The sequence below is a fragment of the Bacillus sp. D7-8 genome, assembly GCF_052055895.1.
GTDB lineage: Bacteria > Bacillota > Bacilli > Bacillales > Bacillaceae > Bacillus > Bacillus velezensis.
In genome coordinates this window covers 2,655,930-2,668,183 of sequence record NZ_CP179922.1, presented here as the reverse complement: position 1 = coordinate 2,668,183, position 12,254 = coordinate 2,655,930, and the positions used below count along the sequence as shown (strand labels likewise).

Below are 12,254 nucleotides of genomic sequence, written 5' to 3'. Positions count from 1 at the left end.
CTATCATGAGTCAATCAAGCATTATCGTAGTCGGCGGGGGTCTTGCCGGCCTCATGGCGACAATTAAAGCAGCGGAATCAGGCACGGCCGTTAAATTGTTTTCCATCGTTCCGGTCAAACGCTCTCACTCGGTCTGCGCGCAGGGCGGGATAAACGGAGCTGTCAACACAAAAGGGGAAGGAGACTCTCCGTTTGAGCATTTTGATGACACGGTATACGGAGGCGACTTTTTGGCAAACCAGCCTCCTGTAAAAGCGATGTGTGAAGCGGCGCCGTCCATTATCCACTTATTGGACCGCATGGGGGTTATGTTTAACAGAACGCCGGAAGGGCTCTTGGACTTCCGCCGTTTCGGGGGTACACAGCATCACAGAACCGCATACGCGGGAGCGACGACGGGTCAGCAGCTTCTTTACGCACTGGACGAGCAGGTGCGCAGATATGAAGTGGCGGGTCTCGTCACAAAATACGAAGGCTGGGAATTCCTCGGCGCCGTTCTTGACGATGAGCGCACGTGCCGCGGTATCGTAGCCCAAAATCTGACCAATATGCAAATCGAGTCATTCCGTTCTGACGCCGTTATTATGGCGACGGGAGGACCCGGAATCGTATTCGGCAAATCAACAAACAGCATGATCAACACGGGATCTGCCGCATCAATCGTTTATCAGCAGGGCGCTTATTATGCAAACGGCGAATTTATCCAAATTCACCCGACAGCAATCCCGGGGGACGATAAACTGCGTTTGATGAGTGAATCGGCGCGCGGCGAGGGCGGAAGAGTCTGGACGTACAAAGACGGAAAACCTTGGTACTTCCTTGAGGAAAAATATCCGGCTTACGGAAACCTCGTGCCGCGGGATATTGCGACACGTGAAATCTTTGACGTGTGCGTGAATCAGAAACTCGGCATCAACGGAGAAAACATGGTGTATCTCGATCTGTCGCACAAAGATCCGAAAGAGCTCGACGTTAAGCTTGGCGGCATTATCGAAATCTATGAAAAATTCATGGGCGATGACCCGCGCAAGCTTCCGATGAAAATTTTCCCTGCCGTTCACTATTCAATGGGCGGACTGTGGGTTGATTATGATCAGATGACAAGCATCCGCGGACTGTTCGCAGCGGGTGAATGTGATTATTCAATGCACGGAGGAAACCGTTTAGGGGCGAACTCTCTGCTTTCCGCCATCTACGGAGGAATGGTGGCCGGACCGAATGCGGTGAAATATGTTTCCGGACTTGAAACATCAGCGGAAGACCTGTCTTCTTCATTATTTGATTCCTATGTGAAAAAAGAAGAAGAAAAATGGGCCGATATTATGAAGATGGACGGCGACGAAAATGCCTACGTGCTTCACCGTGAGCTCGGAGAATGGATGACGGCCAACGTCACGGTGGTCCGCCACAACGACAAGCTTTTGAAAACGGATGACAAAATCCAAGAGCTGATGGAACGCTTTAAGAAAATCAATATCAACGATACGACAAAATGGAGCAACCAAGGGGCGATGTTCACCCGCCAGTTCTCCAATATGCTTCAGCTTGCCAGAGTTATCACGCTCGGCGCATATAACCGAAATGAAAGCCGGGGAGCGCACTATAAACCGGATTTCCCTGAAAGAAATGACGATGAGTGGCTCAAAACGACGATGGCGAAACATGCCGGTCCGTTTGAAGCTCCGGAATTTGAATATCAGGATGTCGATGTATCACTGATTGCGCCCCGTAAACGCGACTACTCGAAGAAGAAGGTGGCGAAATAATCATGAGTGAGAAAAAGATACGGTTTATCATTACACGTCAGGATACGCCCGAAAGCGCGCCATACGATGAAGAATTCGAAATCAATTACCGCCCGAACCTGAACGTGATTTCCGCCCTGATGGAAATCCGCAGAAATCCCGTGAATGCAAAAGGAGAGAAAACCACTCCGGTCGCATGGGACATGAACTGTCTTGAAGAAGTATGCGGCGCCTGCTCCATGGTCATCAACGGAAGACCGCGCCAGTCATGTACGGCGCTGATTGATAAGCTGGAACAGCCGATCCGTCTGAAGCCGATGAAAACATTCCCGGTTGTCCGTGACCTTCAGGTTGACCGCAGCAGAATGTTTGATTCACTGAAAAAAGTGAAAGCATGGGTGCCGATTGACGGAACTTACGATTTGGGGCCGGGGCCGAGAATGCCGGAAAAACGCCGCCAGTGGGCATATGAATTGTCTAAATGCATGACATGCGGCGTCTGCCTCGAAGCCTGCCCGAACGTCAACAGCAAGTCGAAATTCATGGGGCCTGCCCCGATGTCGCAAGTTCGTCTGTTTAACGCCCATCCGACGGGTGCGATGAACAAAGCAGAACGTTTAGAAGCGTTAATGACAGACGGCGGCCTCGGAGATTGCGGGAATTCACAAAACTGTGTTCAATCCTGCCCGAAAGGCATTCCGCTTACGACTTCAATCGCCGCTTTGAACAGAGATACCAATTTACAAGCATTCCGTAATTTCTTCGGAAGCGACAGAGTATAAGAAAGAGAAAAAGAGCCTCTTCCGCACGGGAGAGGTTTTTTTATAAGGAGCTGAAGGTGATGAAACAACCGCAATATATTGATATCCCGTTTGAAGAATGGAGACAGTCGTTTTCTTTCTTTACTGAAGTATCGGTTCGTTTTTCAGAAACGGATATGTTCGGCCATATGAATAATGTAACCCCTTTCATCTATTTTGAGGAAGCGCGGATCGCTTATTTCAAACAGCGAGGCATAACGGCGCAAAACTCGGAAACGATGACGGTCGTCGCAAGCCAGCAGTGCGACTATATGCGTCAGGTGATGCCGTATGAAAATCTGCGGATTTATGTGAAAGCAAGCGCTGCCGGAAATGCGTCCGTCACCCTTCATTACCTTGGAGAAAATGAGTCGGGCCTGCCGTGCTTTACGGGTTCTGTCGTTATGGTTCAAGTGTCGAAGAAAAGCGGCAAAGCGGTCAGCTGGACGGAGCGGGAGAAAGGCATTCTGCTCGCCTGAACGGATAACTATTTCTCTAAGAGACGTCACCTCCGAAGCGCCCTTTACATATGATATCTTGACTATATAAACCCATTCGTTTCAGATTCGCTCTCACCTTAGCAAGGAGGGTTACAATACTTGAAGGAGAAAGATTTTCAATCAAAGCCGCTGCTGACCAAAAGAGAAAGAGAAGTATTCGAATTGCTCGTTCAAGACAAGACAACAAAGGAAATTGCAAGCGAGCTATTTATCAGTGAAAAAACTGTACGGAATCACATTTCAAATGCCATGCAGAAGTTAGGTGTGAAAGGGCGTTCGCAAGCTGTTGTCGAGCTTCTTAGAATGGGTGAGCTAGAGCTCTGATTCTTGCCGGTTTTCCTTCTTTTCGAGAAGGAGCCGGTTATTTGCGTTGGCGCCCGGGCTGATGGGCATGCGGTGAAAATCCCGGTTTTTCCTATTTTTCCGTCAGTCTTGCATTTTCTTAAAAAAAGAAGGAAAATAGACACGGAGCGCATAGCCCAGAAAGATCCTTGAGTGAGGGATGGACAAATGACATCAAAATCTGTAGAGCATGTTGCGGATATCGAAAAATCACTCCGCCATATCGCTGCGATCATTAAACAAAAAGGAAGAGAAATCCTTAACCAATATGCAATTACACCGCCGCAATTCGTGGGGCTTCAATGGCTTTATGAATTGGGGGATATGACAATAGGCGAATTATCAGGCAAAATGTATTTGGCTTGCAGCACGACGACGGATCTGATAGACCGCATGGAAAAAAATAAGCTTGTCGAGCGGGTGAAAGACCCGGCTGACAGACGGGTCGTCAGAATTCATCTTCTCGCTGAAGGAGAGCGCATTATCCAAGAAGTGATTTTGAAAAGACAGGCTTATTTGCGGGATATGTTTGCGACATTTTCCGAAGAAGAAACAGCCGCTTTCGAAAAATCATTATTGAAACTGCAGCATGAAATGAAAAGAAAATGAGGCGATTTTGTTGGAACAGCCGATAGGAGTCATTGATTCCGGGGTTGGCGGGTTAACCGTTGCTAAGGAAATCATGAGACAGCTACCGAAGGAAAATATCATCTATGTGGGAGATACAAAACGCTGCCCGTACGGCCCGCGTCCTGAAGAAGAAGTTCTTCAATACACGTGGGAAATGACCGATTACCTGCTGGAAAACCACCATATCAAAATGCTCGTGATCGCCTGCAATACGGCCACGGCCATTGCCTTGGAGGATATTCAGCGCAAAACGGATATTCCGGTTGTCGGCGTCATTCAGCCGGGTGCAAGAACGGCGATAAAGGTCACGAAAAACCAGCATATCGGCGTCATCGGCACGGTCAATACCATTAAAAGCAGAGCGTATGAGCAGGCGCTGCTCGGGTTAAACGCAGAACTTCAAGTTGAGAACACGGCTTGTCCGCTGCTCGTGCCGTTTGTGGAAAGCGGACGGTTTCTTCAGGAATCAGCGGAGGAAGCGGTTGAAGCATCGCTTGAGCCTTTAAAAGGTACATCAATTGACACCTTGATTTTAGGATGTACGCATTATCCGATTTTAAAAGATCCGATTCAGAACTATATGGGAGAGCATGTGAAAATCATTTCCTCCGGAGACGAGACGGCGAGAGAAGTGAGCACCATTTTGTCTTATAAAGGTTTGTTAAACCAATCGAAACATGCACCGGAGCATCAATTTCTTACAACGGGGGAGCGGAACGGCTTCGCAAAAATTGCCGAAGACTGGTTCGGCCACGAAATCGGCCATGTCGAGTGCATCTCCCTTCAAGAGCCGGTCAGAAAATAAATCAAAAAACCCGCTGTTTACGGCGGGTTTTTTTGCGCTTCCCGGTCTATTTCCCGGACAGGGCTCGTATACATCATAGTACAAACAGCCTTAGGAGGGAAAAGTATGCTGAAAAAAGGACCTGCAGTCATTGCTGCAACATGTCTTACTTCGGCTTTTGTGTTATCTGGATGCGGTTTGTTTCAATCCGATAAAACAGCCGGGGAAATTGACCCGCCTCAAGACATTTCATATGTAAAGGATGAAGCGGGAATTCAGGCAAAACCAAAGCAGTCAGAGAAAAACGGCACTTCTAAAGCCGACCAGCCGGCCAATACAGTCATGCGAGAGCTGTATCTGATTGATAAAAACGGCTATGTCGCAGCACAGACACTGCCTCTTCCGAACAGTGAGGGAACCGCAAAGCAGGCCCTTGAGTATTTGGTTCAGGGAGGGCCTGTGTCAGAAATCCTGCCGAACGGCTTCAGAGCGGTGCTCCCTGCGGATACGACGGTAAATGTCGATATTAAAAAAGACGGCACTGCCGTCGCTGATTTTTCGAAGGAATTTAAAAACTATAAAAAAGAAGACGAACAAAAAATCCTGCAATCGATTACATGGACGCTTACCCAATTCAGCTCAATAGATAAAGTCAAAATCAGAATCAACGGGCACGAACTGAAAGAAATGCCTGTGGGCGGCACTCCGATTACGGGCGACTTAAGCAGAAAAGACGGGATTAATATTGAAACGGCCGGAGTGAATGATCTGACAGACACCCATCCGCTGACTGTCTATTATCTGGCGGAAACAGAGACGAGCGAATACTACGTGCCTGTCACAAAGCGGATTGACAATTCGGAAACAGATGACATCACCGCTGCCGTTGAACAGCTCGCCGACGGACCGGGCAAAGCAAGCGGGCTTTTGACGGACTTTAATAACGATGTTAAGCTTCTCAGCAAGCCGAAAGTAAAAGACGGCCAGGTTACACTGGACTTTAACAGCTCCATTTACGGAAGCGCCGACGAAAAAACAAAAATGGTATCATCGGGCGTACTGGACAGCATCGTTCTCACGTTAACCGAACAGCCGTCGATTAAAAGTGTTTCTATAAAAGTAAACGGAAAATCAGAACTGGTGAATGAAAAAGGAGAATCCCTTTCAAAACCTGTTTCGAGGCCGTCACAAGTGAATACGGGTAGTTTTTAATTTGCGATTTTTGATATACTAGTAAAAAAGAGGTTAGCGTTCCGGCTGCCTCTTTCTTTATTCACAATCCGGAACAAAAGGTTTATGTACATATAATCGGAGGTAAAATATGAGACACGACGGAAGACAGCACGATGAGCTGCGCCCTATCACATTTGATTTGGATTTTATCACTCACCCGGAAGGCTCTGTTTTAATTACAGCGGGAAATACGAAGGTCATCTGTAATGCATCTGTGGAAGACCGGGTGCCGCCATTTTTACGCGGCGGAGGAAAAGGCTGGATCACAGCGGAATACAGCATGCTTCCCCGCGCGACGAATCAAAGAACGATAAGAGAATCTTCAAAAGGAAAGGTCTCCGGCAGAACGATGGAAATTCAGCGGCTGATCGGGCGCGCGCTCCGGGCCGTCGTTGATTTGGAGAAGCTCGGCGAACGGACGATCTGGATCGACTGTGACGTCATTCAAGCTGACGGCGGAACAAGAACGGCTTCCATTACCGGCGCCTTCTTGGCAATGGCCATTGCGATCGGCAAACTCGTAAAAAGCGGCGTTATCAAAACATCTCCTGTGACAGATTATCTCGCGGCCATTTCTGTCGGGATGGATAAAGAAGAAGGCCTTCTTTTGGATCTGAATTATGAAGAGGATTCGGCGGCTGAAGTCGACATGAATATTATCATGACGGGAAGCGGACGTTTTGTAGAGCTTCAAGGGACGGGCGAAGAAGCCACATTCTCCCGTGAAGATTTAAACGGACTGTTAAGCCTTGCCGAAAAAGGAATCCAGACGCTTATTCAAAAGCAAAAAGAAGTGCTGGGAGAAACATTGCCTGAACTGAAATAAGAAAGAGAGGCCTGATCACCGTGAAAGAAGCCATTATTGCGACACACAATCAGGGAAAAGTGAAAGAATTCAAGGAAATTCTCGAACCGAAAGGCTACAGCGTCTCTTCTTTGGCGGAAATCGGATTTACGGAAGAAATTGAAGAAACCGGACATACCTTTGAAGAAAACGCCATCTTAAAAGCGGAAGCCGTGGCAAAAGCCGTCAACAAAATGGTCATTGCAGACGACTCCGGTTTATCGGTGGACAACCTTGGAGGCAGACCGGGCGTTTATTCAGCCCGTTATGCCGGAGAAGCAAAAGATGATAAGGCGAATATGGACAAGGTGCTGTCAGAATTAAAAGGCATCGAAAAAGAGCAGCGCACGGCCCGTTTCCGCTGCGCCCTTGCCGTCAGCATGCCGGGGCAGGAAACAAAAACGGTCGAAGGTCATGTTGAAGGGTATATTGCGGAAGGACCCGAGGGGGATAACGGGTTCGGCTATGATCCCATTTTTATTGTAAAAGATAAAGATAAAACCATGGCCCAGCTGACAAGCGCTGAGAAAAACAAAATCAGCCACAGGGCTGAGGCGCTCAAGAAACTGTCAAAGCTGCTTGATTCATAAGGGGGAGCGTATGCAATGAAAGTGCTGATAATAAGTGACAGTCACGGCCTTGAAGACGAGCTGGAGACGATTGCAAAGCGGCACGAAGAGGAAGCGGATCTGATGATTCATTGCGGTGATTCAGAGCTTGACGCTGCACATCCGGCGCTTACGCCGTTTCACACGGTAAAAGGCAATTGCGACTTTGGCGGCGGGTTTCAGGATGAACTTCTTCTGGACGCAGGTTCAAAGAAAATTCTGGCCGTTCACGGGCATCTTCACGGCATTAAACAGTCACTTTTAACTGTTTTTTACCGGGCGGAAGAGCTTGGGGCGGATGTCGTCTGCTTCGGCCATTCACATATTGCCGGGAGTGAAGTGCTTCGGGGCAAGCTTTTGATTAACCCGGGCAGCATCCGCCTTCCGAGAGTCCGCAATGTGAAAAGCTATGCCATTCTTACTCTTACAGAAAGAGAAGGCGCCGTGACATTTTACGACGAAACGGGTCGGGAATTGAAGGACTTTGGGAATACAATCAGTTTTTAACAAGTGATGGGGGAGATTTCATTCTTCCCCATCAAAAGTTTTTAAAAAAATATTGACTTATGATTTGAACCTGTATATAATAAATCTTGTCGCTGATACATAAAGCAAAAGCTGTCCCAGTAGCTCAGCTGGATAGAGCAACGGCCTTCTAAGCCGTCGGTCGGGAGTTCGAATCTCTCCTGGGACGTACAGAAAAAGAGCTGGTGACATCAGAGTGAAAACTGATGCCGCTGGCCTTTTTTATCGGATGACTATATTGTCAATTCGCTGATATCATGTTAAAATGATCAGCAGAACAATTTGTTTTTCATGTCCCAGTAGCTCAGCCGGATAGAGCAACGGCCTTCTAAGCCGTCGGTCGGGAGTTCGAATCTCTCCTGGGACGTTAAAAAAACCTCAAGCCCTGACAATGGGTTTGAGGTTTTTTTGTATTTTATTTTTTATTTTACGAAACAAAAGTTCCGTATTTGATGAAAATTGTAAAGTGATTTTAATATAAATGAAACTTAATGTAATATTTACCGTAATAAATATATGTATAAAGATACTTAAGGCGCCCTTGAGTGATAAATTATCTAATTTCTATCATGTGTTTTGTCGATTAATGATAGAAAGACAGCAGGAGGAATTAGCTTTTGAAGTACGCATTTGCATATAAAAATCACAATATAGAAACGATCTTTTGCGGAAAAGACGAGCTGTTTGAGGAACTGAAACAATTTTTAATCACTCAATGCGGTTTAATCATTGTTGAGGTTTCAAGGGCTGATTACTATACGGAGCAGGAAATGAATCAATGGAATGACCGTTATACTCTGTGAATATGAAAAGAAACCGGCCGTGTGAGACCGGTTTTTGTATCATCTGAATCCGCTCGGAGCGCTGAAGCCCCCGGCATGGCCGCTGAAACCGCCCCCGAGCGCGCCGGGATGGGCCCCTGCGCCGAGGCTTCCGCCGACGTCACTGAAGGTTTGGCCGTAGTACCCGGATGTATAAGGGTACGGAACGAATTGCTGTCCGGCGAATGACAGCGTGCTTTGCGGGGTCTGCTGTCCGTATCCGGATGACGGGAATCCCTGCTGAAAAGAAGGGCCGCCTTGATATGGAGCTGTATGCATCGGGGCCGGGGGATAATAAGACTGCGGCGGTAAGACCGGTAAAGGCGGAAATCCAGGAGGCAGGCCCTGCATACCTGATAACATCTTATTCATGACATCACTCATTTCTTACGAGATAAGAACAGTGTATGCGTATGTCTGTATAAAGAGCCTGTTCAATCGAACGGAATATCTGACAAGCATGCCGGAAGGACAGAGAAAAATCGTGTAATAAAATGTGACATATTCGTATATGAACGGAAAAATTTCATGTAATCTTGAGAGATTAATAAAAAAATGATAAAAACTTTTAATATTTACAGATCCCTTTGTACCAGTAATGAAAGCGTATACAAAGTAGATTGATTAATCTAAATTGTCTAATAATTATAAAAATGCTGTTGACACTGTCTGCAAACGGGCGTAATATGAGTTCAAACAAAAATAAATAAATGATTCACGCTAAAAAGAAAAATCATAAAACACTGAAAAAACAAACAAATGAAGGTTCTTTTTTAATAAAAGAGCTGCCATAATAAAAAGCGCAGAAGAGGATAAGTAGCTTTGCTGAAGTTTTTCACAGAGAGCCGGTAACGCTGAGAGCCGGTAAAACAAATCAAAGTGAACTCCCCTCAGAGTGCCGGTCTGAAATGTAAAGAGTAGGACTCGGCCGAGTGAACGCAATGTTTACTCGTTATCAAAACGGATAATCATTATCCATGAGACGGTCTGCATATGACCGTAAACAAGGGTGGTACCGCGGAGAGCAAAGCCTTTTCGCCCCTTTTGGCTATCGCATGAAATGCTTGGCTGAATGTGGGTGGGAAGGCTTTTTTATTTGCGTCAGCCGGCGCTGCGTTTTATGAATTGGATTTTAGAAGGGAACATTGAAAAGGAGGAACTGAAAATGGGCACAAATGTACAGGCGGATTCTTTGTCTGCCGAATGTACAAAAACAATGAACGGGGCTCTGATGCTGATTGAATCATTAAAGAAAGAAAATGTCGAGATGATCTTCGGCTATCCGGGGGGAGCCGTCCTTCCGATTTACGATAAACTGTATCAATCAGGGCTGGTCCACATCCTGCCCCGCCACGAGCAAGGCGCGATTCACGCGGCAGAAGGGTATGCGCGAATCTCCGGAAAGCCGGGGGTTGTGATTGCTACCTCCGGACCCGGAGCGACAAATTTAGTTACCGGTCTTGCGGATGCGATGATAGATTCATTGCCGCTCGTAGTGTTTACCGGTCAGGTGGCCACTTCGGTCATCGGCAGCGACGCTTTCCAGGAAGCCGACATTTTAGGAATTACGATGCCGATTACGAAACACAGCTACCAAGTCCGCCGTCCGGAAGATCTCCCCCGTGTGATTAAAGAGGCGTTCCATATCGCCACGACGGGAAGACCGGGCCCGGTATTAATTGATATACCGAAGGATGTCGCAGCATTTGAAGGAGAGTTCAGATATGATCACGAGATCAGCCTTCCGGGTTATCAGCCGGTAAAAGAGCCTAACTATCTGCAGATCCGAAAGCTCGTGGAAGCTGTCAGCAGTGCGAAAAAGCCGGTTATTTTAGCCGGAGCGGGTGTTTTGCACGGTAAAGCTTCAGAAGATTTAAAAAATTATGCCGAACAGCAGCAAATACCGGTAGCGCACACGCTTCTCGGTCTGGGCGGTTTCCCGGCAGACCATCCTCTTTTTCTGGGAATGGCGGGGATGCACGGCACATACACAGCGAATATGGCGCTTTACCACTGTGACTTGTTGATCAGCATCGGAGCGCGGTTCGATGATCGCGTGACCGGAAATCTGAAGCATTTTGCAAAATCGGCCAAAGTGGCGCATATCGATATTGATCCTGCTGAAATCGGAAAAATTATTGAAACGCAGATTCCGGTGGTCGGCGACAGTAAAATCGTCCTTCAGGAATTATTGAAGCAAAACGGAAAACAGGGACAGACAGAGGAATGGAAACAGCAGCTTTCAGAATGGAAAGAAGAATATCCGCTTTGGTATACAGACAACAGAGAAGAGGGCTTGAAACCCCAAAAGCTGATTGAGTATATTCACCAATTCACAAACGGTGAGGCGATTGTGGCGACGGATGTCGGCCAGCACCAGATGTGGGCGGCTCAGTTTTATCCTTTCCGAAAGGCTGATAAGTGGGTTACCTCGGGGGGACTCGGCACAATGGGCTTCGGCCTTCCGGCGGCTATCGGAGCGCAGCTGGCCGATCGTAACGCCACGGTCGTTGCCATCCTCGGAGACGGCGGTTTTCAGATGACCCTTCAGGAATTAGATGTCATCCGGCAGCTGAATCTTCCTGTCAAAGTGGTTATCTTGAACAACGAATGTCTGGGCATGGTCAGACAGTGGCAGGAAATCTTCTATGAAGAGCGCTATTCTGAATCCAAATTCTCGGCGCAGCCTGACTTTGTCAAATTGTCAGAAGCCTACGGCATTAAAGGCGTCCGGATTTCATCGGAGGAAGAGGCGGAAGAAGAGCTTAAAAAGGCGCTTTCATCAAAAGAACCGGCCGTTATTGACGTCCGGGTCGCCAAAAGCGAGAAAGTATTCCCGATGATTGCGCCGGGTAAAGGACTTCATGAAATGGTGGGGGTGAAACCTTGAAACGCATTATCACATTAACGGTGGTCAACCGCTCGGGAGTATTAAACCGGATCACCGGCCTGTTTACAAAAAGACACTATAATATCGAAAGCATCACTGTAGGCCACACGGAAACAAGCGGTGTTTCAAGGATTACATTTGTCGTCCATGTGGAAGGCGAAAATGACGTAGAGCAGCTGACAAAGCAGCTTAACAAACAAATTGACGTCCTGAAAGTGACGGATATTACAAACCAATCGATTGTACAGCGTGAGCTGGCATTAATCAAAGTTGTTTCCGCACCGTCGGCCAGAACGGAAATCAATGGAATCATTGAGCCGTTCAGAGCTTCCGTCGTTGATGTCTCAAGAGACAGCGTCGTCGTTCAGGTTACCGGCGAATCTAATAAAATCGAAGCGCTCATAGAGCTGCTCAAACCCTACGGCATTAAAGAAATCGCGAGAACGGGCACAACGGCTTTTGCGAGGGGAACCCAGCAGAAGACGTCATCCAATAAAACAATTTCAATTGTATAACACAAAAAAGGGAGAGA

The 12,254-nt window shown here is 47.3% G+C and carries 14 protein-coding genes, 2 tRNA genes and 1 other annotated feature; of the genes, 15 read left to right on the top strand and 1 reads right to left on the bottom strand.

Annotated elements, in window-relative coordinates:
• The first annotated feature begins 5 nt into the window (after positions 1–5).
• The 13 genes from sdhA to ACKTRM_RS12960 all read left to right on the top strand — a co-directional run bounded on the left by sdhA (position 6) and on the right by ACKTRM_RS12960 (position 8,814).
• Positions 6–1,766, top strand: coding sequence for a succinate dehydrogenase flavoprotein subunit (sdhA, locus tag ACKTRM_RS13020; RefSeq protein WP_003152573.1), 1,761 nt, complete (start codon positions 6–8; stop codon positions 1,764–1,766).
• 2 nt (positions 1,767–1,768) lie between these two features.
• Positions 1,769–2,527: a succinate dehydrogenase iron-sulfur subunit gene (sdhB, locus tag ACKTRM_RS13015; RefSeq protein ID WP_003152575.1), complete on the top strand. Its 759-nt coding sequence runs from the start codon at positions 1,769–1,771 to the stop codon at positions 2,525–2,527.
• Between the two features lie 59 nt (positions 2,528–2,586).
• Positions 2,587–3,024, top strand: coding sequence for an acyl-CoA thioesterase (locus tag ACKTRM_RS13010; RefSeq protein WP_012118126.1), 438 nt, complete (start codon positions 2,587–2,589; stop codon positions 3,022–3,024).
• Between the two features lie 120 nt (positions 3,025–3,144).
• Positions 3,145–3,369 (top strand): spore germination transcription factor GerE, encoded by a 225-nt coding sequence (gene gerE, locus ACKTRM_RS13005; RefSeq protein WP_003152579.1) that lies wholly within the window; start codon positions 3,145–3,147, stop codon positions 3,367–3,369.
• Positions 3,370–3,555: 186 nt separating this feature from the next.
• The gene (locus ACKTRM_RS13000; protein ID WP_003152580.1) at positions 3,556–3,996 is read left to right on the top strand and encodes a MarR family winged helix-turn-helix transcriptional regulator; all 441 of its coding nucleotides are present in this window, start codon (positions 3,556–3,558) and stop codon (positions 3,994–3,996) included.
• A gap of 7 nt (positions 3,997–4,003) precedes the next feature.
• The gene (gene racE, locus ACKTRM_RS12995) at positions 4,004–4,822 is read left to right on the top strand and encodes a glutamate racemase (protein WP_012118125.1); all 819 of its coding nucleotides are present in this window, start codon (positions 4,004–4,006) and stop codon (positions 4,820–4,822) included.
• Between the two features lie 105 nt (positions 4,823–4,927).
• Complete coding sequence (locus ACKTRM_RS12990) at positions 4,928–6,013, top strand: GerMN domain-containing protein (protein WP_012118124.1); 1,086 nt, start codon at positions 4,928–4,930, stop codon at positions 6,011–6,013.
• 109 nt (positions 6,014–6,122) lie between these two features.
• Positions 6,123–6,860: a ribonuclease PH gene (gene rph, locus ACKTRM_RS12985; protein WP_007612934.1), complete on the top strand. Its 738-nt coding sequence runs from the start codon at positions 6,123–6,125 to the stop codon at positions 6,858–6,860.
• Between the two features lie 11 nt (positions 6,861–6,871).
• Complete coding sequence (locus tag ACKTRM_RS12980) at positions 6,872–7,468, top strand: XTP/dITP diphosphatase (protein ID WP_087920775.1); 597 nt, start codon at positions 6,872–6,874, stop codon at positions 7,466–7,468.
• Positions 7,469–7,483: 15 nt separating this feature from the next.
• A complete protein-coding gene (locus ACKTRM_RS12975) occupies positions 7,484–7,993 on the top strand; it encodes a YfcE family phosphodiesterase (protein WP_012118123.1) in 510 nt (169 codons plus the stop codon).
• A 113-nt stretch (positions 7,994–8,106) separates the two neighbouring features.
• Positions 8,107–8,180: transfer RNA gene (locus ACKTRM_RS12970), tRNA-Arg, on the top strand.
• Positions 8,181–8,304: 124 nt separating this feature from the next.
• Positions 8,305–8,378 (top strand) — tRNA-Arg (locus tag ACKTRM_RS12965).
• Positions 8,379–8,628: 250 nt separating this feature from the next.
• A complete protein-coding gene (locus ACKTRM_RS12960; protein ID WP_007408136.1) occupies positions 8,629–8,814 on the top strand; it encodes a hypothetical protein in 186 nt (61 codons plus the stop codon).
• 39 nt (positions 8,815–8,853) lie between these two features.
• On the opposite strand, the gene ACKTRM_RS12955 is transcribed toward ACKTRM_RS12960, so the two are convergent.
• Entirely contained in the window at positions 8,854–9,204 is a 351-nt protein-coding gene (locus tag ACKTRM_RS12955) for a hypothetical protein (protein WP_020954258.1), read from the bottom strand.
• Between the two features lie 422 nt (positions 9,205–9,626).
• Positions 9,627–9,878, top strand: a binding site (T-box leader).
• Positions 9,879–9,997: 119 nt separating this feature from the next.
• Between ACKTRM_RS12955 and ilvB the strand changes: the two genes are divergently transcribed.
• On the top strand, positions 9,998–11,722 hold the full coding sequence (gene ilvB, locus ACKTRM_RS12950; protein WP_015240321.1) for an acetolactate synthase large subunit: 1,725 nt from the start codon (positions 9,998–10,000) through the stop codon (positions 11,720–11,722).
• Positions 11,719–12,237 (top strand): acetolactate synthase small subunit, encoded by a 519-nt coding sequence (gene ilvN, locus ACKTRM_RS12945; RefSeq protein ID WP_012118120.1) that lies wholly within the window; start codon positions 11,719–11,721, stop codon positions 12,235–12,237. Before ilvB ends, ilvN begins: the two co-directional genes overlap by 4 nt.
• Positions 12,238–12,254 lie beyond the last annotated feature (17 nt).

Coding starts and splice junctions, on each gene's coding strand:
- ACKTRM_RS12955 (WP_020954258.1), bottom strand. CDS start 9,204: ATGAATAAGATGTTATCAGGTATGCAGGGCCTGCCTCCTGGATTTCCG.
- ilvB (WP_015240321.1), top strand. CDS start 9,998: ATGGGCACAAATGTACAGGCGGATTCTTTGTCTGCCGAATGTACAAAA.
- ACKTRM_RS12975 (WP_012118123.1), top strand. CDS start 7,484: ATGAAAGTGCTGATAATAAGTGACAGTCACGGCCTTGAAGACGAGCTG.
- sdhA (WP_003152573.1), top strand. CDS start 6: ATGAGTCAATCAAGCATTATCGTAGTCGGCGGGGGTCTTGCCGGCCTC.
- rph (WP_007612934.1), top strand. CDS start 6,123: ATGAGACACGACGGAAGACAGCACGATGAGCTGCGCCCTATCACATTT.
- ACKTRM_RS12990 (WP_012118124.1), top strand. CDS start 4,928: ATGCTGAAAAAAGGACCTGCAGTCATTGCTGCAACATGTCTTACTTCG.
- sdhB (WP_003152575.1), top strand. CDS start 1,769: ATGAGTGAGAAAAAGATACGGTTTATCATTACACGTCAGGATACGCCC.
- ACKTRM_RS13000 (WP_003152580.1), top strand. CDS start 3,556: ATGACATCAAAATCTGTAGAGCATGTTGCGGATATCGAAAAATCACTC.
- ACKTRM_RS13010 (WP_012118126.1), top strand. CDS start 2,587: ATGAAACAACCGCAATATATTGATATCCCGTTTGAAGAATGGAGACAG.